General features: G+C 71.3%; 15 protein-coding genes and 4 pseudogenes. 6 read left to right on the forward strand and 13 right to left on the reverse strand.

What is annotated here, in order from left to right; all coding sequences use genetic code 11:
• Window positions 1-232 precede the first annotated feature (232 nt).
• The 7 genes and pseudogenes from ACFQ79_RS05320 to ACFQ79_RS05350 all read right to left on the reverse strand — a co-directional run.
• Complete coding sequence (locus ACFQ79_RS05320) at window positions 233-661, reverse strand: VOC family protein (RefSeq protein ID WP_383579488.1); 429 nt, start codon at window positions 659-661, stop codon at window positions 233-235.
• 177 nt (window positions 662-838) lie between these two features.
• Window positions 839-1,258, reverse strand: a complete 420-nt coding sequence (locus ACFQ79_RS05325; RefSeq protein WP_383579489.1) for an MmcQ/YjbR family DNA-binding protein — start codon at window positions 1,256-1,258, stop codon at window positions 839-841.
• A 185-nt stretch (window positions 1,259-1,443) separates the two neighbouring features.
• Entirely contained in the window at window positions 1,444-1,905 is a 462-nt protein-coding gene (locus ACFQ79_RS05330) for a DoxX family protein (RefSeq protein ID WP_383579490.1), read from the reverse strand.
• A gap of 81 nt (window positions 1,906-1,986) precedes the next feature.
• Window positions 1,987-2,421, reverse strand: a complete 435-nt coding sequence (locus tag ACFQ79_RS05335) for a YdeI/OmpD-associated family protein (protein WP_383579491.1) — start codon at window positions 2,419-2,421, stop codon at window positions 1,987-1,989.
• A 44-nt stretch (window positions 2,422-2,465) separates the two neighbouring features.
• Entirely contained in the window at window positions 2,466-3,179 is a 714-nt protein-coding gene (locus ACFQ79_RS05340; protein ID WP_383579492.1) for a glyoxalase, read from the reverse strand.
• A 184-nt stretch (window positions 3,180-3,363) separates the two neighbouring features.
• A complete protein-coding gene (locus ACFQ79_RS05345; RefSeq protein WP_383579516.1) occupies window positions 3,364-6,165 on the reverse strand; it encodes a LuxR C-terminal-related transcriptional regulator in 2,802 nt (933 codons plus the stop codon).
• A gap of 114 nt (window positions 6,166-6,279) precedes the next feature.
• Window positions 6,280-6,654: pseudogene (locus tag ACFQ79_RS05350) on the reverse strand (ATP-binding protein); the annotation flags it as partial.
• A 344-nt stretch (window positions 6,655-6,998) separates the two neighbouring features.
• On the opposite strand from ACFQ79_RS05350, the gene ACFQ79_RS05355 reads away from it, so the two are divergent.
• Window positions 6,999-7,811: a DUF6426 family protein gene (locus ACFQ79_RS05355; RefSeq protein ID WP_383579493.1), complete on the forward strand. Its 813-nt coding sequence runs from the start codon at window positions 6,999-7,001 to the stop codon at window positions 7,809-7,811.
• 369 nt (window positions 7,812-8,180) lie between these two features.
• Here the strand turns inward: ACFQ79_RS05355 and ACFQ79_RS05360 are convergent.
• Window positions 8,181-8,976: pseudogene (locus ACFQ79_RS05360) on the reverse strand (IS5 family transposase).
• A 207-nt stretch (window positions 8,977-9,183) separates the two neighbouring features.
• Between ACFQ79_RS05360 and ACFQ79_RS05365 the strand changes: the two are divergent.
• Window positions 9,184-9,687 carry an N-acetyltransferase gene (locus ACFQ79_RS05365; RefSeq protein WP_383579494.1) on the forward strand — a complete coding sequence of 168 codons (504 nt, stop codon included), beginning with the start codon at window positions 9,184-9,186 and terminating at the stop codon, window positions 9,685-9,687.
• A 741-nt stretch (window positions 9,688-10,428) separates the two neighbouring features.
• Here the strand turns inward: ACFQ79_RS05365 and ACFQ79_RS05370 are convergent.
• Window positions 10,429-11,253: a hypothetical protein gene (locus ACFQ79_RS05370; RefSeq protein ID WP_383579495.1), complete on the reverse strand. Its 825-nt coding sequence runs from the start codon at window positions 11,251-11,253 to the stop codon at window positions 10,429-10,431.
• 193 nt (window positions 11,254-11,446) lie between these two features.
• Window positions 11,447-12,034, reverse strand: coding sequence for an ArsR/SmtB family transcription factor (locus ACFQ79_RS05375; RefSeq protein WP_383579496.1), 588 nt, complete (start codon window positions 12,032-12,034; stop codon window positions 11,447-11,449).
• 56 nt (window positions 12,035-12,090) lie between these two features.
• Between ACFQ79_RS05375 and ACFQ79_RS05380 the strand changes: the two genes are divergently transcribed.
• Window positions 12,091-12,996, forward strand: coding sequence for a S41 family peptidase (locus tag ACFQ79_RS05380; RefSeq protein ID WP_383579497.1), 906 nt, complete (start codon window positions 12,091-12,093; stop codon window positions 12,994-12,996).
• Window positions 12,997-13,266: 270 nt separating this feature from the next.
• Here the strand turns inward: ACFQ79_RS05380 and ACFQ79_RS05385 are convergent, their stop codons facing one another.
• A complete protein-coding gene (locus tag ACFQ79_RS05385) occupies window positions 13,267-15,198 on the reverse strand; it encodes an NAD-binding lipoprotein (protein ID WP_383579498.1) in 1,932 nt (643 codons plus the stop codon).
• Window positions 15,199-15,569: 371 nt separating this feature from the next.
• On the opposite strand from ACFQ79_RS05385, the gene ACFQ79_RS05390 reads away from it, so the two are divergent.
• On the forward strand, window positions 15,570-15,806 hold the full coding sequence (locus tag ACFQ79_RS05390) for a hypothetical protein (RefSeq protein ID WP_383579499.1): 237 nt from the start codon (window positions 15,570-15,572) through the stop codon (window positions 15,804-15,806).
• 164 nt (window positions 15,807-15,970) lie between these two features.
• The gene (locus ACFQ79_RS05395) at window positions 15,971-17,032 is read left to right on the forward strand and encodes a hypothetical protein (RefSeq protein ID WP_383579500.1); all 1,062 of its coding nucleotides are present in this window, start codon (window positions 15,971-15,973) and stop codon (window positions 17,030-17,032) included.
• Window positions 17,033-17,255: 223 nt separating this feature from the next.
• Here ACFQ79_RS05395 and ACFQ79_RS05400 read toward each other — a convergent pair.
• Both ACFQ79_RS05400 and ACFQ79_RS05405 read right to left on the reverse strand, forming a co-directional pair.
• A pseudogene (locus ACFQ79_RS05400) lies at window positions 17,256-18,356 on the reverse strand (SpoIIE family protein phosphatase); the annotation flags it as partial.
• Window positions 18,357-18,578: 222 nt separating this feature from the next.
• Window positions 18,579-19,112, reverse strand: a pseudogene (locus ACFQ79_RS05405) (ATP-binding cassette domain-containing protein); the annotation flags it as partial.
• A gap of 821 nt (window positions 19,113-19,933) precedes the next feature.
• Here ACFQ79_RS05405 and ACFQ79_RS05410 point away from each other — a divergent pair.
• Window positions 19,934-22,006 (forward strand): RICIN domain-containing protein, encoded by a 2,073-nt coding sequence (locus ACFQ79_RS05410; protein ID WP_383579501.1) that lies wholly within the window; start codon window positions 19,934-19,936, stop codon window positions 22,004-22,006.
• The last annotated feature ends 105 nt before the right edge of the window (window positions 22,007-22,111 follow it).

Genomic DNA, 22,111 nt, shown 5'->3' on the forward strand with positions numbered 1-22,111 from the left:
ATTCGGCAGCAGGCGCGGGAGGACGTGGTCGGCCCGCGCCATGCGTGGGTTCGACAGCGCTCGCGACTCTCCCCGCGCGGAGGCGGAAGCCGTGCGCCGCTCGTGCGCCGCTGCACCGCTCCTGCGCCGCTCGTCGGCGGATCGGGTCCGCGGACCGGATCCGGCAGCGGGCCCGATCCAGCGACAGGCGCGATCGGGCAGCCGCCTGGAACAGCGGGCGCCGTCCAAGAGGTCAGGAACGCCGCAAGGCCGGGTCGGTATCGGCGGGGGGCATCGTGGCCAGGAGGAAGGCGTGACCACCGGGGTCGGTGTAGCGGCGCACGTCCGTGCGCCGGTCGGTCCGAGTTCCGTCGCGCTCGGCGGCGATGGGCCGAGCTCCGAGCGACACAGCCTCGCGCTCCGCCTCGTCGAGGGCGTCGGGGGCCACGAGGATCTGCAGATGGGCCTGCTGCGAGTCCTCGGGGCGCGGCCAACTCGGCGGCGCCTGCCCGAGGTCACGGCGGATCCCGAGTACGACTCCGGTGTGGCCGGAGACGAGGAGCAGGTCGTGGTCTTCTCTCGCGGGTTGCACGGTGGCCCCGAGCAGGGTCGCGTAGAAGCGCGCGAGGGGTTCCGGATCGGTGGAGTCGAGGACCAGGACACTGGTCTTGAGAACAGGCATGCTTTTCGTCTGCCCCGCGGGTCCACGGCCATGCTCCCCAAGTCCTGTCCGAAAGTCATGGGGAGGCAACGGCAGGGGCAGATGTGGGAGGGAGCGTTCAGCTACGTGTCGGGGCTCTGTAGCGTCCCAGGTCCACACGTAGTACGGGGTGTGGCGGGAGGCGAGGCCCATCACCGGTCAGCTGAGCGGCGGCAGGAGGGGGAGCCGGGCTGCGAGGAACTTCGGAGCCGTCTCGCGATAGCTGTCGGTGATCAGTTCGGCGAGCTCGGTCCAGTCGGTGTGGTCACCGAGGACGGCGACGACGACGTTGTGGCCCCAGTCGGCACGGAGGAACGGGAACCCCGTGGCGGTCAGGCCGAGCAGGTCGTCGGCGGGTACCCGAAAGGTCATCACGACCGGCTCCTGTTCCGCGGTCGCATACGAGGCGTAGACCGGGGAGCGATCCACGTCCGGTGTGTAGACGTGGGCGAACGTCCGCGTACGGATCCGCCAGCGCACCCCGATCCAGGCGGGTTCCTCGTACGACTCGGGCAGCTGCCGGCAGATCGACCGCAACTTGTTCAGGATCTCCGGCGGCACGTCTCCAGGACTGGACATGGGCCGACCCTATCGACCGCCGCGAATCCCGCGCCAGACGCGGCCGGGCGGGAGGCCCGTGTGGCAGCGCGGAGACCCAGTGCCTGGCGGTTGTCGAGGCCCTGCGCGGAACCAGCGCGCGGTGACCCGGCCGATGGTGGCGGGCCCATCGGCCGTGCGTCGAGGTCGCTGCCGGTCGGCGCGGGTCAGGGACTGCCTGTGAGGTGCTGCGCCGTTGTCGTGTCGTGGGTTGGGCGTGGTGTTCGGGGGGTCGGCGCGGTGGGAGACCGCAGGAGGTCTCGCCAGTCGGCCGGCCAGTTGGCCAGCGCGAGGATGCCCATGATGAGGAGGTGGGCCGGCGCGGCCCAGCTCTCCATGGCCGGGTCGTGGTTGACGATGTGGGTGGTGGCCGCGCCGGTGAGGACGAACGCGAGCGTCGTGGCACCCACGAAGCGTGCTCGCCGGTCGGGGATCACGAGCAGGACCGCGGCGATGCCTTCCAGGGCGCCGACCACGAAGCGCATCCAGGGCGGGTAGCCCCAGTCGACGAACTTCGTGGAGTACGCGGAGCTGAACATCGTGTCGCCCGGCCAGAACTTGGTGACGGCGCCCAGGGCGAACTCAAGGGCCAGGAACCAGTACAGACCGGTCATCAGTCGCTTCGACATAGGTGTCCCTTCAGGGGAATCGGGCAGGGTCGGGCCCCCGCACGGCAATCTGCGGTGCCGCGGGGCTTTGCGTTCGAGGGGTCAGCCCTGCAGGGTGGCGATGGCCTTCTCGATGCGCCGTCGGCGCGTCTCGGGCCTCTTCGCGCTTTCGATGGCGCGCACGTGCTCGCGCTTGCGGCTGTAGGTGAGGTTGTCGTACGCGGCGCGGGCGACGGGGTTGTCGTCCAGGGCCTGCGTGAAGTCGGTGGGTTCGACGACGACGCGGGGCTCGGTGTCGAGCTCCAGCTCGACCTCGACCTCCTCGCCGATCCCGACGCCCGCGGCCTGCCGGTTGGCATTGCTGAGGCCGAGGAGGTGGCGGCCTCGGAGGAGGGCGACCCGGCTCTTCCAGGAATGCCCGTTGAGCGTGATCGTCACCGGCGGACGCGCTCCCCCGCCGAGCGCTGCCACCACCTCGGGCGGGATCTCGAGGCCCCGCATGGGCTCCGGTGGCTCGACCTGGGACCGAAATTTCATGAGCATCCTCCCGTTGTTCTGCCTGCTCACCGCGGATTCGGGAGTCAGGACGGCATCGTGGTGATCGCCTCGGCGGCCTCCCAGGCGAACCCGTCCAGGTCGGTGAAGGCTCCGGCGGTGCCGCCAAGGACGATGCGGGGCGAGCCGGTGCCGTCGGCGGCGACACCGAGGTCCTTGGCCAGGGCACGGCGCTTGTACAGCGCCAGCTTGACGGGGCTGGAGTGGCCGGGGGTGAACTCGGCGTACTTGCCACCGAAGCTCTTGGCCACGCTCAGGCCCCGGGCGACGTAGAACTCCTTGGTGGCCTTCACGTTCTCGACGCCGATCAGCAGGACGACCTCGTCGATCTCGCGGGTGGCGGGGCCGGTGTCCTTCTTCGCCGAGGTCGCGATCTTCCAGATCGTCCCGTCCGGCGCCTGGACCACACCCCCGTAGCCCCACAGCGACTTCACGGCGGGCTTCAGCACCGCGGCGCCGGCCGCGACGGCGGCGCCGACGAAGCCGTCGACGGTGGCCGGACCGGACACCGTCAGCCCCAGGGTGAAGCCCCGGAATCCGGTGGAGTGTGCGTCGGACGCCCTCAGGCGAATGTACGTGTCCACGCCGAAGGCGCTGTAGAAGCGGCGAGCGGCCTCGAGGTCGTCCACTTCGAGGGTGACGGACGAGAGGGACGCGGGGGACGCGGGGGACGTAGGGGACGTCAGGGACGTGGGGGATGTGAGGGACGTGGGGGCTTCGGTGGAAGCGGTGATTGCCATGACCATCACGCTAGAGGCCGCGCAGCGGCTGGGCTTCTCGAATCCTGACGGGTCGGTGGACGGCACGGTCGCACGTTCTGGGAGAACGCCGGCGTTTCCTCCATCAGACCGTTACCCCAGCCCCAGCCCCGGCCCCCGGCCCCCAGGTCCGCGTATGGCGCGACGATGATCCGCTGGACAGTGCCTAGCCGGGGACGGCCGGGCCCAGTGCCCGTGCCAGGGCGGTGCGCGAGGAGACGCCCAGCTTCCGGTAGGCGTTGCCCAGATGAGAGTCGACGGTGCGGTGACTGAGGAAGAGGCGCTCGGCGATCTGCCGGGAGCGCAGTCCCTCGGCGGCGAGGTCGGCGATCTCCCGTTCGCGCTCGCTCAGCGCGGACCGGAGATCCACGGCTCGGGCTGCGGCGGACGACGGGACACCTACGGCGCGGGGTTCGGTGGCCAGGCTTTCCGAGGCCCGGGGTCGGGTGGACGGGAGTGCCGCCGCCCCGGGTTCGGAGCACGGAACTTCCCCGGCCTGGGGTTCGGAGCAAGGACCTTCCCCGGCCTGGAGTGCGGAGCGCGGAAGTTCCGCGGCCCCGGAGACCCAGGTCGGATCGGGGCCCCGGACCGGCCGGGTGTCCGCGGTGAGTCGGTCGCGGACACGCGCCGCCTCCTCCACCGCCAGGGCCGCGCCACAGGGACGGGCCAGGGCCTCGGCCCGCGCCAGGACGTCCAGCGCGGCTTCCCGACCGCTGAGCGAAAGGGTCATCGGTGCCGTAGCGATGAGCGTCCACGCGTGCTGCACGGGCAGCCCTCCACCGCGGAACCCCTGCGCGGCGCGCTCGAACAGCTCCAGCGCCGCGGCGTGCTCCCCGCGTGCCGACCTCAGCTGGGCGCCCGCCCGGTGGACGCACGCCCACTGCAGCGGCAGACCGAGCCGCTCGGCGTCCGCCTCCGCGTCGGCGAGCAGCCGCCCTGCCTCCGCGACATCCCCACGGCTCAGCGCGGCGGTCGCCATCAGGGCGAGGAGCGAGGGCCGGAAGGCGGGCTGCACCTGTGGGAGGCCGTCGCCGCCCCCGCCGTCCAGCAGCGTCCGCAGGCAGCCGGCGGCGTCCCCGCCCATCAGCTGCGCATGCGCCAGCAGGCTGATGGCTGAGGTGGCCCACCAGCCCCTGCCGAGAGCGGCGGTGTCCACCGCTCGCGCCACGAGCGCGATCGCCTCCTCGGTGTGTCGCCGCCCCCGGGCCCACACCAGCGTCATGGCGCGCATCGCCGTCGCCAGCGTCACCACGTCGGGGGCGTCGACCGCACGGGCCAGTTCCTCTGCCTCGGCGGCCCGGCGTTCCGCGTCGTCGAGCCGGCCGGCCCACTGGTCGATCATGGTCAGGCCCAGCAGCAGGTGGGCCCGGATGTGCTTCTGCGCCCCGCCGGTCGCGGCGTCCAGACCCCGCTGGAGGTGGCGGCGGGCGTCCGGGAACCGTTCGAGATACAGCTCCGCGCAGCCCAGGAGGGCGAGGACGTCCGGGGTCTGGCCGGCCACCCCGTCCGGCAGCGCGTCCACCAGCGCGGCGCAGCGGGCCACTTCGGGCGCTGCCCGTGCCGTGTCGCCGGAGAAGACGTCGCAGAAGGCGATGAGGACGGCAAGGGCCGCGGTGGCGGAGGGCCCTGCCTCGGTCCGCGCGCGGGCGGCTTCCCCGAGCAGCGGCCGGATCCGGTCGTGGGTGCCGCGCAGGACGTGCACCAGCCCGTACCCGTAGATCAGCTCGGTGGCCTCGGCGGACAGCACGGCGGGCAACGGCCGGGGCAGCAGCGCCATTCCGGTACGGGAGATGGCCTCCGCCTCCTCGTAACGGCAGAGCAGCCGCTCCACGTCGGCGCAGACCGCGTACGCCCGCAGCAGCAGCCCCGAGGTCGGCCTCGTACCCCCGTCGCCGGTCGGCCCGGTGAACCGGGGACCGCCGCCGTCGCCGGTCGGCCCTATGAGCCGGGGACCGCCGTCGGCGAGCAGGTCGTGGGCGAGGGCGCGGGCCTCCCTGAGACGTCCGGAGGCGATCAGCGCCCGGCAGTACGCGAGCTCCCAGGCCGCCCGCTCCTCGGCCCCTGGGCCGCGGGCGGGCCCTGCGTCCAGGGCGAGCCGCAGCCAGCGCGCCGCGTGCGCGGGTGCCCGGGTGGCCGTCTGAGCGGCTCCTTCGACGAGGACGCGAGCCGCGACGGCTCCGTCCGTGTGGACCAGGTGCTCGGCGTGCCGGGCCCGTTCCAGCGCGGGCGCGCCCCGCTCGGTGGCGAGGCGCAGGGCACGCCGGTGGGCGTCCAGCATGAACGGCAGCTCGCAGTCGGCGTGGACGACGTGTCCGACGACCGGATGACGGAACGCCAGCCGCCGGTCGTGGTCCGCCGGACGCACCAGGTCCACACGGACCAGCTCCGCACACGCCTCCAGACCGTCCTGGGTCCCCAGTCCGGCGATCCGGGCGACGTCCGCCGGCCGGAACGTCCCGCCCAGAACGGCCGCCGCGCGTATGGCGGCTCGGGCCGGTCCGCTCAGCTCGCCGAGCTCGGCGAGGAGCGGTGCCGCCTCACGCAACAGGCGCGTCGCGTTCCCGCCTGCGCTGTCCGGCCACAGCTCGGCGTCGAACCCGCCCGCGACCAGCAGCCGCAGGTAACCGGGCAGTCCCTCCGACGCATCGTGCAGGGCAGCTGCGGAAGCGGTCGTCCCGTCCGCGAAGGTACGTGTGGAGACGGTTGTCGACTGGCCCGGGAGCCCATACGAAGAGGCCTTGGCTGCGTACGGTGTCCCGGCTCCGTACGGTGTCCCGGCTCCATATGGCGAGCCGGCTCCGTACGGCGGGCCGGCGGACCGGCGCCAGTGGTCGAGCAGGATCGCCACCGCGTCCACTCCCAGCGCGCCGGCCTCCACCCGGACGATCCCGTCCGTCCGTACGCCGAGGTCGAGCGCTTCGAGCAGGGCCGGCGGGCTCTGCCGGGGCCGGTGCACCAGAACCAGCACGAAAGCCGAGGGAGACGAAGGGGACGACGGCGACGTGGGCGACTTGGGCGACTTGGGCGACGAAGACGCTGAGGTCGGGGAGGAAGCCGAGGTCGAGGAGGAAGAGGCGCGGATCAGCCTGAGGGCCACCTCGAGCGAGGACGGATCGGCCCGGTGCAGCTCGTCGACCACCAGCACGCCACCGGCCGCCCGCTGCCGGACCAGCTCGCACCAGACGGCCGGGGCGGACCCGTCGGCTGCCCCGGTCGGCCCCGCGACATCGCGGAAGACCCGGAACGGGCCCTCTCCCGAGCGAGGCGCGCGGGCCCAGAGCACTCGACGCCCGCGCCGAGTCGCCTGCTCCGCCAGACCGCAGGCCAACTGCGTCTTCCCGGAACCCGGTTCACCCGCTATCTCGATCACGGCCCCTCGGCCGCGGTCCAATCCGTCCAGGACCTGAGCCAGCCGCGCCCGCTCGACCTCACACCCCACCGGCGGACCGTCCGCCATCGGTAACGGCACGACGAACACCCCTACTCCCCCCTTGCAGCCTCTGCTCGCCGCGGATCACGCGTGGCAAAGCCGCACTTCAGTCCCGGAACTGCTCCCCCGATCCAGTCTTCCCACCCAACGTAGCGCTCCGCACTGACAGCGGCTTGCCACCGCCCGCAGTGCAGGCCAGGACCGCTCTCACGCCTCTCGGATCCGGGACCGGCGACCCTCCGGGCGCGCCCGCCGTGTCCCGCACTCCGCAGCCGGCTGCGTAGCCGGCTGCGTAGTTCTACGGCTGTGCGCGGCCGGGCCGCCGGGAAGACTCCCATGCCGTCAGATCAATCCCCGACCTTGGAGAACCCGTGAAGTTGAGATCCATGGCGGCGACGGCCGTACTCGGCGCCGTCGTCCTCACCGCCGTTCCGGCCGTGGCCGTCCCCTTCACCGCCTACGCCTGCGATGGCTCCACCCTGTGCCAGGACGAGGACACGGGTGAAGAGGGCGGTGGCGGGGACTGGGGTGGCGGCGACTGGGGTGACTGGGGCGGCGAAGGAGGGGATGGCGAAGGAGGAGACGGCGGCGACTGGAGCGACGACCCGAGCGACCCCGGTGACCCCGGCGACCCGGGGAACGGCCCGTCCGATCCGGGCGGGCCGGGAGTGGAGATCGTGGACGGGCCGATCGGCCAGCCCATCGACGCGACCCTTCCCGAGGTCGTGGTCACCGGGCACGCCGTCCGCCCCTCCGCCCCGTCCAGCCCCGGCATCCCGACGACCCACGGGGGCGGTCTCAGTGGCAACGGTCCCCTGGTCACCGTGCACAGCCGGGGCCGAGTGTGGGAAGAGCGCGGCAAGTGCTACCGCAACCAGTCCCCCACTGTCGAGGCCAAGTACAGCCGCGGGGTGACCTACACGCTCGCCGCCCAGACCAGCACCAACATCTCCGCGACGGCGCTCGAACTGCTCACCGCCCAGCTGGGCACACAGCTCAACACCACCGTCACCGAGACCTACAACACCGAGTTCACGCTCAAGCCGGGTGAGTCCTGGGCCGTGTACGTCGAGTACCAGACCAATGTCTACGCGATCACCACGTCCGACTTCTGGGGCAACTACTCGACCGAGTTCGTCAACGTCACCCAGCCCACGGGCGCCGTGACCGGCCGCGCCTGCTAGGCGCATTCCGACAGCCCCGAGTTCCGCAGGCCCCCAGTCCGTGGACGTGGACGTGGACGAAGCCATGAGCTGAGTGGCGCCGAGTGCGGACTGCCGATGCGGTGACGGGGCCACTCGTAGCCGAACGGCTCTGCGGCAGCCGTGGTCCAAGGCATCACTCCACGGGGAGACGGGGCCGTCGTCCATAGAGACGGCGGCCCCGTCGCAAGAACGAAGAGCGTTCGTCACCAGGTGCGGCAAGCACCGGTCTTCCGCGGATGCCTGACGCGTGTTGGTGAGATCTGAGAACCGTCGGGCCGGCTTAGAGGCCATTGGACGTGGCCGCTTACTACGATCACGACCTGGCCGTGCAGCTGCTGCGTACCCACATCAGCAAGCGAGTCGGCGGCAGGAGACGCGGACACAGGCGATCGTGGTGAAGGCGAGGAAGACGTCGGCTTTGCGTTCGTAGCGTCGGTGGATCCGGCGGCAGCCGGCGAGCCAGGCCGTGGTGCGTTCGACGGTCCAGCGATGGCGGCCGAGTCGCTCCGAGGACTCGACGCCCCTGCGGGCGATTCGGTGGGTGATACCTCGCTCGCTTAACCGTCGCCGCAGGTGGGGGTAGCCGTAGCCCTTGTCGCCGTGAAGGTTGCCCAGCTCGCGCCGTCGAGGCCCGCGGCGGGAGCGGATCGGCGGTATGCCCTTGACCAGTGGGATCAGGGCCTGGCTGTCGTGCAGGTTGGCTGCCGAGGTTCCGACAGAGATGGGCAGACCGGTGCGCTCGGTGATCAGATGGATCTTCGAGCCGTACTTGCCCCGATCGACAGGATTCGGGCCTGTCAGGTCCCCCTTTTCATTGCCCGCAGGTTCACCGAGTCGCTCGCGCATCGGGACCAGTCCAGCTCGCCTCGCGAGCCGAGGTCGTCGAGGATCAGGCGGTAGAGCTTGGCCCACACGCGGGCCTTCGTCCATTCCGAGAAGCGCCGGTGGGCTGTCGCTCCCGACGGCCCGAACGACGCGGACGGCAACTGCTGCCAGGTGCAGCCCGACGTGGCCACAAACAGGATTGCGGCCAGCACCTCCCGGTCGCCATGCCGACGCCGGCCACCGCCCTGGGGCCGCGATGGAGCTCCGGCACCACTCGCTGGAACAGTTCCCACAACTCGTCCGGCACCAGCCGCTCCACAATCCCCACAACGAGCCCGCACCCTACCGGCCATCCAAATGAGATGACCTCTTAGAAGCCGTTGCCATGCCGGGCATCGAGTCTGTCGATCGAACGGGAGTCTCGATCGGGTGATCGCGGGCACCGCCCGGCACGAGAGCAGGGCCTGGCCCTTCACCCGGAAATCCCAGGAGAGCGGACGGCCGCGCGCTGCTACGGTCGGGCGTTATGAGCTGGCTCCCCGACGACTTCGTCCATCCCGTCCTGGTACCGCTGCCGGGCAGTGGTCATCACCTGCGGCCGATCCGTGAGGCGGACACCGCTCTCGACTATCCGGCTGTGATGGGTTCGCGCGAGCGGCTGTGGACCATCTTCGGCCCGGCCTGGGGCTGGCCTGCGGCCACCATGACCTACGAGGCCGACCAGGCAGACCTGTTGCGGCACGAGAAGGAGATCGCCGCGCACCAGTCTTTCAACTACGCGCTGTTCGATGCGGCGGAGACAGCTCTGCTCGGCTGCGTCTACATCGACCCACCGGAGAAGGCCGGCGCAGACGGCGAGATCTCCTGGTGGGTGGTGGACAAGCTCGTGGACAGCGAAATCGAGCAGGCCCTCGACGAGCTGGTGCCGCGGTGGATCGCCACCGACTGGCCGTTCGAGCAGCCGCGCTTCCTCGGTCGCGAGATCTCCTGGTCGGACTGGCTCGCCCTGCCGAAACACCCCGACGCGTAAGCGGCCTTTGTCGTAATGCTCTGGGGGCCAGGAAACTTCCTGACTCAGTACGACCTTCTGCCGAATGTTCCCACCAGGCCGTCCTGAGGCCGGCGGTCGGTCCCTTCCTGATGGCGCTGGTTCGCCTCTTCGAAGCGCCTGGCGGCTTCCTGCCGGTCGACGAAACACTGGAGTGCATGTCCACCTGCTACGAGGCAGTCCTGATATCCCAGTTGACTGGGCGAGTCACAGTCGAAGACGAGAAGCGGGACCCCAAGTGCCAACAGGCCATTGCGCAACAGGTGGGCCTCGTCTTGCGAGCGCTCGATGAAGCCGCGCGAACAGGGCCAGCGGCGGCTCGGGGGCTGGCATCAGTGGCGCTGTCCGGAGTCAGAACCGTATCGACCCGCCGCCGGGCGATCGCCCACTCCTGCCGTTCCTCCTCGGTTGCGGCCAACTCATCCTCAATATGGTCGGACTCATCACACCGGCCATCGACCCGACGTCGAGCAACGAACTCATGCTGGTCCAGTAGTCGACGTCGATGAGGACCTGGGGACGGACCTCGGGACGGTGATTGTCGACGAGATCGTGTCGCGCCGGGACGGTTGCAGCCACGAGATCGCCTGCTGGGTCGGCACACCATCGTCTGCCGTGGCCTCCGGGCGACGTGGATCGAAACCCTCTGCTCAAGCAAGGCGTAGGCGCGACAGCTCATGCGGACTGTCGATCGGCTGGTGCTGGATCAGATGTCGATGACGTCTACAGGAGGGGTTCGCCGAGGATCGCCATGACGGTCAGCCCGATCACAACCGCGATCCCGCCCAGCCCTGCGAGGAGGAAGCAGGGTCCGAGGGTGATGTCGAGGAGCCGCGTGGACCGGTGGTCCTGGAGCACGAGCACGTCCGATGGGTTACGCGGGTCGTAGCCGGCCTGGACAGACGGCGCGGGGCTCGGGTGAGAGAAGACGCGGGTGGTACCCGTGCTGTCCGTGTACTGGTACGTCCCTGGCCCGTCCACCTGGACCGCGATGACGGTCATACCGTGCCTGCGCCGGCGAGCCTCGTGGAACCACGGCACCAGACACACCGCGCCGAGCCCGATGCCCACGACAGCCATGACGCCCAGCGCCGCGATCAAGACGGCCCCGGTCACTGCGGTGCGCCCGTCCCCCGCGACGGCGGTAGTCACGGACAGGGCGAGAACCCCGCCCAGACAACCGAGCAGGACCCGCCCCAGCCTACGCCGAAACCTCTGCAGCCAGGTGCTGGTGAAGGTGCGCGCATCGACCAGGGCGCTGCCGTCGATGTCCTCGGCCGGGTCGAGCAGCAGTGCGTTCACGGCGTCCGCGAAGGCGACGGCTGCTGCCGCGCTCACGTCCTCGACCCGGTGAACGGCCGGCGTCGCCCCGGCAAGGGCCCTCAGCTCGACCGTGAGGCTCCGCCCCTCGGCGTGGACACGGGCGATCGCCCCGAACGGGATCATCACCTTCTCGCCGGGGCGTTCCAGAGCCAGTCCATCCTGCTCCGCACTCAGGACGGTGGCGTCGCGTCCCTTTAGGACCGGTACGGACGATGTGATCGACATGGGCAAGATCGTACGGCGGGAGGGGCCGCCCGGGACAGGAGCACCGTCCTCCCGGAGGCGGGGCGCGCGCCCATGGTCCCGTGGCAAGCACGGACGCGCTCGTGGACTGCCACAACGACTGGCAGGGCCCGAGGTACGGCGACCACCAGGACCTCGCGATCCTGAGGCGTGCGGTCCTGTGAGGCCGTCGCCGTCAGGCAGGACTGGTGGTGCTGGTGGGTAAGGCCTGCGAGCCGGTGGGCGGGGCCTGTTGGTAGAGCGCCACCAGTACACCGTGCAGCGGCTGGTCATCCGTGTGCTCCTCTGTCTCGTCGACGAGTCGGGTGAGGGTCTCGCCGAGTTCCTTTGCCTTCGCCGGGCTGAGATGCAGGTGGCGCAGTGTCAGGTGGGTGTCGGTGGGCGAGCGGTCCAGTTCCTGGGCGACGGCGGCGAGCATCGCGGTGGTGCCTGCCGCTTGGGGTCGGGCGACGACCATGTGGCGGGCCGTGCGCTGGTAGTACTGCTCGGTCCCGCCGCGTACCTGGCGGGTCTCGGCGATGTGGATCAGTCCGGCTTCGCGGAGGACTTTGAGGTGGTGGGCGACGTTGCCCTTCTTCGCGTCGAGTTGCGCCGCGAGCTGGCTGGTGGTGGCGGGCCGGTGGCCCAGGGCGAAGAGCAGCCGCTGGCGCAAGGGGTGCGCGAGTGCCGCGAACTGCTCGGGCGCACCGATCTCCAGGACGTCCTCGGGAGGCGGCAGGTAGGGAGGCTGGTCGGGGGGCTGCTCGGGGGGCTGATCACGCATACCAAAGTGTCTAAATTCTTTGACGCTTACGCAAGGGTGGTGCTGTACTCCCTGCCATGACGACTTCAACGAAACTTGTCCCGGCCCCTGTTGTCGACGAGACAGCCCGGCTCGTGAGCGAGCAGTACGTGTTCCCCGAGATAGCCGAGCAGGTCGCCGAACTGATGCGACGACGCCTCGCCGAGGGCGCCTACGACGTCGACGGTGCCGAGGAGCTCGCCCGTCTGGTCACCGCGGACCTGCAGTCCGTCAACGGCGACCGGCACCTGAGGCTGAAGCACCACACCGACCCGGTGTCCCCCCAGCAGGGGGCGGCCACCCTGGACGCCATGCGCCGGGACTTCGACACCTCGCTCGGCGGCGCCCCCCTGGTGCAGCTGCTCGACGGAGGCGTCGCCGTGGTCGAGCTGGCACCGATGCTGTTTCCGCTGGAGTGGGCCGCCGAACCGCTGGGCGCAGCGCTCACCCTGGCTTCTCGCGCCAAAGCGCTGATCCTGGACCTGCGCGGCAACCGCGGCGGCGACCCCGACACCGTCGCCTTCGTCTGCAGCTACCTCCTGGACCGCCGCACCCACCTCAACACCATGGAGTGGCGCAGCCGCGAGCCCAGCGAGCAGTCCTGGAGCCTGCCTCACGTTCCGGGCAGCCGCTTCGGCGGCAGCAAGCCGCTGTACGTGCTGACCAGTGACAGCTCCTTCTCCGCCGCCGAAGAGCTCGCGTACGACCTCCAGCAGCTCGGACGCGCCGTGGTCGTCGGCGAACGCACCCGCGGCGGCGCACATCCCTGCAAGGGCTGGACGGTCCACCCCCACCTGGAAGTCACCGTCCCCATGGGCCGGGCCGTCAACCCCGTCTCCGGCACGAACTGGGAAGGCACCGGAGTCCAGCCCGACATCTCGTGCCCTGCCGCCGACGCCCTCGACCAGGCGCACGCGCTGGCCCTGGTCCGGCTCGCGGACTGACGCGGCCCACGGGGCCGGCCATCGGCAGCACTGTGCGCGGCGTCCCTTCCCATGACGTCGCGGCACTACGACGCCGAGGCAATTGATCTGACCCGGTGATGCCGCGGGGCACATGATTCACCGCCTCGTCCCCCTCGGCCCTCGTCTGCTTCCTCCGCCTCATCCGTCTCACGTGGCTCACGTGCCTCACGTGCGTGACGTGCCTCGTCCGCCTCACGTGCCTTCGCCGTCAGCGCGGGCGCGGCGGCCCCCGCGCTTCTCCGTGCCGTCTCAGGGAGAGACCGGCGTATCGGCCGGCCTGGCGGGGTCCTCCTGGGGCCGGAGGGTTCCTGCCATGGTGACGACGATCAGGGTGTCCTCGTGCGACCAACGGCGTGTTCCGGTCTTCGGCGGGTTGAGGAGCGGGGTCGGGGAGTCGCCGGGCCAGTGGCCGAGGGCGGTGGCGCCCTGCCGTCCGGCGGCCTCGACGAGCGTGGCGAAGGGCGCCTCGGTCCCTGCGGGGACGTAGTCGGTGGCGGGGCGGAGGCGGATCGCGTTGCCCGCCGGGGAGAAGAGCTCGTCGAAGGCCGCCGCGAGTTCGACGGTCTGCGAGACCTGGGCCATGAGCAGGCCGACGAGCCGTCCGCCGACCACGAGATCCGTGTGCGGGCCGGCCGGGGCGAGGGGGCGGTGCTGGGCGTCCGCCAGTTCGGCGACGGTGGGGCTCCGACGGCCCGACTCGCGCTCGGCGGCGCGGAGTCGGAGGAGGGTGACGAGGGTGTGCTCGTCGGGGTCGGGGTGGCCGTCGGGGCCGCCGAGGACGAGGACGTGGTGGGCCGGGTCAGGCGCCGGGAGGGTCATCTCACGGACCGCCTCCCAGCCGTTGCGGGCGAGGCCGTCGACGATCTCCGGGCCGCGCCGGTTCCAGCCGAGGACGAGGACACGGCGAGGGGCGGCATGGATGTCGGCGGCGGTCGGCGACTTCGCGGACGAGGGCGGCGGGAACGGAGGAAGCGGCGGGAGTGGTGCTGCCGGGGGCGCGGTCCAGGTCGGTGGGGTCTCGTCCTCGGCCAGGACGACGACGGCGTCGCCGGGGCCGAGGACTGTCTGCGGCGGCGGGTTGAGGAGCGGCGAGCCGTTCGGACGTACGAGGCCCACCACACACGCGTCCGCGCAGGCGGCCCGCAGCTCGGCGAACGTCCGGCCGCCGAGCCCGGGGACACGGTGGACGTGGAGCTCGGCACCGGCGAAGTCGAGCAGGTCCTCCAGGACGCGCGAGAGTCCGGGTTCGAGGACGCACTGGACGAGGGTCCGGGCCGCGATGCCGTCGACGTCGACCACGACCGCGCCGGGCCCGGCGGCGAGCCGGGCGGTGGCGACGTACCGGGTCTGCCGGACCGCCGCCACGACGCGTACCGGGCTCGCGTCGCCGACCACGGCCCGCAGCGCGAGCAGCGTTTTGACGACCTGGGTGTCGGCCTCGGGGGTGTCCGGCGGCAGCACCACGACCGCCCCGGCGGCGGCCGGGCTGACGCGGGCGAGAGCCGCCGGGTCGGCGGGGCGGCCCCGGCGACAGAGCAGCCGGACGCGTCGGCCGCCGGCTGCGGTGAGAACCGCCCGCAGCTCCCGCTCCATGTCGAGCTTGTCACGGTCGGCGAGGACGACGACCGCGCTGTTCCGCCGCTGGGCATGAGCGGCGAGCAGCTCGGCGACCAGCGTCGGCGTCTGCTCGGACCAACCGAGGACCAGTGAGTGACCGCGCTCCACGACCGTCGACTGGCCGCGCTGAAGCTCGGTCAGCCGGTCGGTGATCGCGGTGGTGACGAGACCGACGAGGGTGGAGACGTAGAGCAGGGAGACGAGCGCCAGCAGGACGGAGAGGACGATCCGCAGCGGCGGGCCGACCTCGCCGCCGAGCCGTAAGGTCTGGCCGACGGTCCGCCAGACGGTCGCCACCTTGCCCTCGACGGTGTCGGGCGAGCGGCTGTCGGTCCAGACGAGGAGGGCGCTCGCCGGTGCCACCACGGCCAGGCAGACCAACGCGAGCCAGCCCGCTGCCGTGGTCATGCCCTTCACCACGGTCCGGTCCACCCAGTACCGCGTCCGGTCCCGCAGCGACGGCGCGGGACGGTGGCGGGGCTGGCCGGGGGCGGGCGGGGCCGGCACGCCCGCGGGACGGGGCGGCCGCTGGGGCGGGACCGTGTTCTCGAGCTCCTTGCGCACGTCAGCAGGGTGACGGCGGCGCCGGGGCGAAACGCCGTCGTCGGGTGCCGTTCATCCTTTCGGGCAGGCGGCCGGGAGTCAGGCGTTCGATCCGCAGGCGCCAGCGCACTCCACCGCGCTCCTCCGTGCGCCTGGGCGCCGGGTCGGGGCGTGGGTGTCGGGCGAGTATCGAGGCATGCCATCATCGGCGGATGGTGCTTGTAGGAGAGTTCTTCCTTGCTGCGGACGACGCGTCCGCACAGCGGGTGGGGCCGAGCAAGGGCCACGGTCTTCCTGCCGTGCCGTGTGACGGCATCTACCCGGATGACGCGGTTCCGAGGTGGGAGACCCTTCTGACGGGGGCGGAGAGTCCGCTCCGGCATGTGGTGCCCATGGCCAACGACGGCTTCACCGTCTTCGAGGTTCCGCAGACGCTCTCGGCGGCCTTGGCCCGTGCCGGAGCGGGGCAGCTCCGAGCCGCCGCTCTCACGTGGGCCGGGACAGTCTCCGAAGCGGGCGACGAGCTGGAGTCGGGCAGTGCCGTCGACCTCCTTGAGCGTGTGTCAGCCCTGGCCGGGAGCCGTACGGAGAGCGGCCTGAGCCTGTACTGCTGGTACTTCGCGCCCTGACCTCACACACAGAACCGATGGTGCCTCAGGCCGGAGAAGGTGAGCCTGCCTCAGGCGGCCCGCCCGGTCGAACCGCCTCCGCCTGCGGTCGAGCCACCTCCCGCCTGCGGTCGAGCCGCCTCCGCTTACGGACGGCTTGCCGGGTGGCCGTAGAGTCTCACCTCGTGGAAGAGACGTTCGAGCTGGGGGCCGTCAGTTGCCCGTCCGGCATCCTGGTGATCATCGACGGGGGTTATCTGGGGCTGTGGAGCGGGGATCAGTCACCGGCTGACATCGATCCGGCTTGCCTGGGAATCGAAGACCCCGTCGTGGCCGCCGACGTCGCGGGCTCCATCGACTTCGTGGTCACCGGGCCGGACGCTTCCGAAGCCGTTCGGAGCTTCGACCGTCAGCCGGGCTCCTTGCTCCATGACATCCCCGCCTCGAAAGCCGCCGAACTCGAGGCGACCTTCGATGAGCACTGCCGATCTGCCGGCCTCGACGCCCGGCTGGAGGCCCTGCCGGTTCGCGAGACGCATGCCCAGAGGGCCCGCCGGACGGCCGAAGAGGGCGGTGGCGGCTTCTTGATGTTCGGGGTGCCCGTCGTCGCCGTGGGCGGCGTACCTCGAAGTCGGCGCCTGCCCGTACTGGCCACACGGGTCGGCCACGGTGGCGGTGTCGGTGTCAGTGGCGGTGTCGGTGGCGACGAGCGCTGGTCCGAGATCTCGATCCGCATGGGTCAGGGCCAGGTGACGTCATCGGTTCCGTTGGGTGACATCGGCGTGGACTGGGCCCGTGTGCTCTTCGGCGATGTCGACGCCCTGGGCACCTGGCAGCACGACGAGCCGGTGGACGGGTTGGCCGACGTGGCGTTCTGGGGTGCTGCGGCTGACGAAGCGGCCGCGGTATTCGCCGCACCCGAACTGGGCGAGCCCGGCGAGGACGGTGTTCGCGGATGGACCGGCCTGCCCGTCTCTGAGGCGATGGACAGAGCACGCGCTCTGACCAGGTGGAAGGACGAGACCGGACGCCGCATGGCTGTGGACTTCCGACCGCACTCCCATCACTGGCAGATCATGCGCGAGGTCCGTGCTTCGCACGTCGGGGCCGGATCCGTGGAACTCGGCGATGCCCGGCTGCTGTGCGCCATGACGAGCTGGGGCGACGGGTTCTTCCCGGTGGTCGCCGATCTGGATTCGTCGGGTGGCCTCGTGGCCGTGCGAGTGTGCTTCTCCGACGCATCCTGAGCAGCGGGCCCAGCGTACGCGGGACGGGTACACGGGACGGGTACACGGGACGGGTACACGGGACGGGTACACGGGACGGGTACACGGGACGGGTACACGGGACGGGTACACGGGACGGGTACACGGATCCGTAGCTCGCTGAGTGCCTTCCTGCGTGCGCTGACGGACGGTGAGGTTCGGCAACCGGCCGACCGGGACGGGCACGTCACGCGGCGCCTTGCGGTCAGGGCACCTGCTGTTCGGTCCAGATGATCTTCCCGTTCTCGGTGTACCGCGTCCCCCAGCGCTGGGCGATCTGGCCGACCAGGAAGAGGCCGCGTCCGCCCTCGTCCGTGTCCGCGGCCAGCCGTACCCGTGGCGAGGTGTTGCTGCCGTCGGCGACCTGGCAGATCAGCGTCCGTGCGTACACCAGCCGCACGCCGATCGGGCTGCCGCCGTGCCGGATGGCGTTGGTGACCAACTCGCTCAGGATCAGCTCCGTACCGAGGACCAGGTCCTCCAGACCCCAGCGGCGCAGCTGGGCCGTGGCAGCGGCCCGGCTGGCGGACACCGCCGCAGGGTCGGGCGGGACGTTCCACTCGGCGATCCTGTCGCCGGGCAACGCGCGGGTACGCGCCACAAGGAGCGCGATGTCGTCGGCCGAGTCCGCCGGAAGCATCCCCCTGAGCACGGCCTGGCAGGTCTCCTCCGGACTGCGCCCGGGGTGGGACAGGACCGTGCGCAGCCGCTCCAGGCCCACGTCGATGTCGTGGGTCCGTGACTCCACCAGCCCGTCGGTGTAGAAGACCAGCTGGCTGCCCTCGGGTACGTCGAACTCGACCGTGGTGAAAGGCAGCCCGCGCAGCCCCAGCGGCGGTCCGACCGGCGTTTCGGGGATGCCGGTGGTGCCGTCGGGGCTCACCAGCATGGCCGGCAGGTGCCCGGCGCGGGCCAGCTGACAGCGGCAGGTGACCGGGTCGTAGATCGCGTAGAGGCAGGTGGCACCGATGACGGCGTCCTCGCGGCCGCCGGCCGTCTGCTCCTCGTCGATGCGGGCAACGACCTCGTCGAGGTGGGTGAGGAGTTCGTCGGGCGGAAGATCGAGCATGGCGAGGTTGTGCACGGCGGTGCGCAGTCGCCCCATGGTGGCGGCGGCGTGCAGGCCGTGTCCGACGACGTCGCCGACCACGAGTGCGGCCCGGGCGCCGGACAGCGGGATCACGTCGAACCAGTCACCGCCCACCCCCGAATGCGCGGGGAGGTACCGGTGGGCGGCCTCGACGGCGTCCTGTGCCGGGAGCCCACGCGGCAGCAGGCTCTGCTGGAGGGTCACCGCGAGCGGATGGCCGCCGCTGATGGCGGCCGCCAGCTGTTCCTGGCTGGTGTACCGGGATTCGAACTCGCCTCCGTTGCAGCCCAGCCGGAGCACGGAGATGCGATCGGCGACGGCTTGGACGTCGTCGAGGTTGTGGCTGACCATGATCACCGCATGGCCCTGGTCCCGCAGCCGGCGGATCAGGTCGAGCATCCGCGAGGTCTGTTCCACGGTGAGCGTGGCGGTCGGCTCGTCGAGGACCACCAGCTGAGGGCTGCCCAGCAGCGCCCGTGCGATGGCGACCGTCTGACGCTGGCCCAGGGTGAGCGCCTTCACGGGAGTGCGGAGTCCGGGAAGGCTGATGGCGAGTCGTTCGAGCAGGGCGATGGTCCGCTTCTCTATCTCGATCTGCCGCAGTACGCCGAACCTGCGCAGTTCGCGGCCGAGGTAGAGGTTGGCGACCACGTCCAGGCGGTCGACCAGCGACGGATCCTGGTAGACGGTGGCGATGCCGAGCCGTTGGGCATCGGCGGGCCTGCGTAGCTCGACGGGCACGCCCTGCCACTCGATGATCCCGCCATCCGGCGGGGCCAACCCTGAGACCGCCTTGACCAGCGTGCTCTTGCCGGCTCCGCTGTCACCCACCAGGCCGAGCACCTGACCCCGGTCCACCTGGAGGTGGACCGAGTCGAGGGCGACGACTCCGCCGAAGTGCTTGGTGATCCCGCGCAGGGACAAGAGCGGCCCTCCGGGCACTCCCCCACCTCCACCCTCTCCGCAGCCCATCAGACGGCACCCGGTCCGCCGCCCGAACGGGCGAGCCTTCCGAGGAGCCTGCAGCAAGGGTTGTCCACCCCGGCGCCCGCCCGGTGAACGGTGGTGACGGGACACGCGAGAACGCCCCGTTCGGCGGCACGTTCACGCCGGCACCTCGGCACGTTCGCGCCGGCACCTCGGCACGTTCACGCCGGCACGTCGGCACGTCGGCACGTCGGCACGTTCGCGCCGGCACGTCGACACGTTCTCGCCGACACGTCCCACCGTCCAGGGACGTCCTCGCCGTTTCCGCCACCCGACCGGCCCCATCACACGCTTGTCGCTGCGGCGTTCACGGCGATCCCGCCGGCGGGCGCATCACGTCGACGGCCTCGTCGCCACGGCCGTGTCGGGCCGGGAGCCGGGCGAGTTCGAGAGCCGAGTGGGCCAGGTGCTCACAGCTGGTGATCGAAGGGATTCGCGAGGTGAGAAATTAGGTGAATCCTTCACTGAATTCGCGTCAATAACCGCCTTCGCCTCGCCGGAGTTTATTTCGATTACATAACAGGCTCGCCGGAAAGGCCTGGACCAGGGCTTCGCGATTTCCTCAACTATCCTTAAAACAAAGCAAGTTGAGTGTTCATCAGAAACGGAAGCGTAGGTAACGGAATGGATTCTTTGAACCCTCTCCCCTTTGTCCGAATTCTTCACCGGGAGGTTCTGACAGGCTTCCGCGCACCCAGTCTTCTGACCAAAGAGTTGAGGTGTGCATGCCTAGACATAGGAAGCCGAAGGAGAGTCGGGCACGCGGGGCACGGCCTCGCAGACCCTTCATAGGCCTGACCGCGGCGATGGCCATCGCCGCCGTCGTGGCCGGCGGGATCGCCTACGGGGCGGGACGCGCGGACTCGGGCGGAACTCCGCTCGCCCGCCTCGAGACCCCCGTCACCGCCATCGCCGACACCGCCGTGCCCACCGCCCCCGCCGCCGCGCCGGCCCGGAGCGTGGAGCCCGAGCCGATCGAGAAGAAGCCGACCAACGAGCCCGCCAGAGGCATGGTGTACGACGGGCTGAAAGTGGCCCCTGAGGGCGACCGCTGCGCGGGCGTCTACGCCACGGGCACCGGCCTGTGTACCCACGGCCCCGACGCGCCGCCCAAGGGCGTCGACATCAAGAAGGACACTCCACCCGCGGTCAAGTCCGTGACGCCCGCTACCGATCCCGCCAAGACGGCCGCGCCGCAGCCCGCTCCCCGCAAGAGCCGCGGACCCTCGCAGGACGCGCCCGCCGTCGACGCGCAGGACCCGCGGACCGCGGGGGCCGCCGCGTCGCCGGGCCCGGCCGCCCCCAAGGCCCCGGCCGCCCCCGGGACCACCACGGCCGCCGCGGGGCCCGCCGGGCAGACCGTCCAGTGCGACGGCGACGGCAGCACCGGCAACCGGGTCCAGGTCGTCTACGTCCACGGCCCGGGGCGCGACCGCTACTCCGAGTACCTGGCCTCCTTCCGCAAGTGGGCCGCAGACGCCGACCTCATCTACTCGGCAAGCGCCCAGGAGACCGGCGGCGTCCGCCACATCCGGTACGTGACGGCCGCGGACTGCACGCCCACCGTCCTCAACATCGAACTCCCCGACTCCGCACTGGCCGAGTTCAGCGCCACCAACCGCGCCCTCGCCGCCAAGGGCCTCGACCGACGCGACCGCAAGTACATGATCTTCGCCGAGGCGCAGGTGTACTGCGGCATCGGCACCTTCGCCGGGGACGAGCGGCCGGGCCAGTCCAACCAGAGCAACTTCGGCCCCTCGTACGGGCGTACGGACAGCGGCTGCTGGGGCGGGCACACCGCGGCCCACGAACTCGGCCACAACCTGGGCGCGGTCAACAACAGCGCGCCCAACACCAGCCGGGGCGCGCACTGTACGGACGAGTGGGACGTGATGTGCTACTCGGACAGCCCGCACTACCCGCAGATGCGGAACGTCTGCACCAACCGGGCCTCCGAGAACATCCTCGACTGCAACCACGACGACTACTTCCACACCAGCCCGCGGCCCGGCAGCTATCTCGCCACGCACTGGAACATCGCCGACAACCAGTTCCTCATGCGGGCGAAGGGCGGCGGTACGGGACCGGACCCGACACCGAACCCCACGCCCAGCCCGACATCCACCTCCACGCCAACTCCCACACCCACACCCACTCCCACGCCCACGCCGACCGGGCCGCGGCCCGGCGCCGGACCGGACGTGACGGTCGGCCAGATCCAGGCGGACTCCGTCGTGGTGAGCTGGCCCCGGGTCAGCGGAGCGTCCTGGTACCAGGTACTCCTCGACGGCCGGCACCTGACCTGGGTCCAGGGCACCGCACTGCGGATCTACAACCTGCGGCCGGGCACCTCGCACACCGCCGCCGTCTCCGTCCGCGACGGCCAAGGCCGTGACAGCGGACAGGGCCGGGCGACGAGCTTCCGTACCGCCGGGGCGGGCGGCACCACCACTCCCGGCACCCGCTACCTGCTCTCCAACGGCAGCACCGGGCTGAGCGCCCAGCTGTGGGGCGGCAGGAGCGCCGACGGCACGGTCCTGGTCGGTGCTCAGAGCAGCGGATACGAGCAGCAGCAGTGGTACTTCGACGATGCAGGCAGTGGTCTCGTACGCGTCAGGTCGGCGGCCTCCGCCAAGTGCCTGCAACCCGGCGGCACGCCTGCCCCCGGCATGTGGGTGGCCCAGCAGCCCTGTGCCGCCGGCTCCTCCGCCCAGCAGTGGAGGATGACGGTCGCGAACGGCGCAGTCACGCTCACCGACCGGAGCGGGTCCTACGCCCTGACCGTCAGCAACCGCCCGTACTACGGGTCCTGGCTGCTCGACCTCCAGCGCGTGGACGGACGGCCGGCTCAGATCTGGACGACCCGCCGGGCCGGCTGAGCCGGCCCACAAGTCCCTTCCGCGCCGTACCTCGGGCGGGGCGCCCCGGGGGGGGCCCCCCCCCCCGGGCCCCCCCCCCCCCCCGCCCCGGCACCCCCCCCCCCC

It is taken from the genome of Streptomyces sp. NPDC056480 (genome assembly GCF_042795405.1).
Lineage (GTDB): Bacteria > Actinomycetota > Actinomycetes > Streptomycetales > Streptomycetaceae > Streptomyces.

What these genes read in the sequence shown, in the direction of transcription:
- ACFQ79_RS05320 (WP_383579488.1), bottom strand. Translation starts at nt 661, where the DNA reads ATGCCTGTTCTCAAGACCAGTGTCCTGGTCCTCGACTCCACCGATCCG.
- ACFQ79_RS05325 (WP_383579489.1), bottom strand. Translation starts at nt 1,258, where the DNA reads ATGTCCAGTCCTGGAGACGTGCCGCCGGAGATCCTGAACAAGTTGCGG.
- ACFQ79_RS05330 (WP_383579490.1), bottom strand. Translation starts at nt 1,905, where the DNA reads ATGTCGAAGCGACTGATGACCGGTCTGTACTGGTTCCTGGCCCTTGAG.
- ACFQ79_RS05335 (WP_383579491.1), bottom strand. Translation starts at nt 2,421, where the DNA reads ATGAAATTTCGGTCCCAGGTCGAGCCACCGGAGCCCATGCGGGGCCTC.
- ACFQ79_RS05340 (WP_383579492.1), bottom strand. Translation starts at nt 3,179, where the DNA reads ATGGCAATCACCGCTTCCACCGAAGCCCCCACGTCCCTCACATCCCCC.
- ACFQ79_RS05365 (WP_383579494.1), top strand. Translation starts at nt 9,184, where the DNA reads ATGAGCTGGCTCCCCGACGACTTCGTCCATCCCGTCCTGGTACCGCTG.
- ACFQ79_RS05370 (WP_383579495.1), bottom strand. Translation starts at nt 11,253, where the DNA reads ATGTCGATCACATCGTCCGTACCGGTCCTAAAGGGACGCGACGCCACC.
- ACFQ79_RS05375 (WP_383579496.1), bottom strand. Translation starts at nt 12,034, where the DNA reads ATGCGTGATCAGCCCCCCGAGCAGCCCCCCGACCAGCCTCCCTACCTG.
- ACFQ79_RS05380 (WP_383579497.1), top strand. Translation starts at nt 12,091, where the DNA reads ATGACGACTTCAACGAAACTTGTCCCGGCCCCTGTTGTCGACGAGACA.
- ACFQ79_RS05390 (WP_383579499.1), top strand. Translation starts at nt 15,570, where the DNA reads ATGGCCAACGACGGCTTCACCGTCTTCGAGGTTCCGCAGACGCTCTCG.
- ACFQ79_RS05410 (WP_383579501.1), top strand. Translation starts at nt 19,934, where the DNA reads ATGGCCATCGCCGCCGTCGTGGCCGGCGGGATCGCCTACGGGGCGGGA.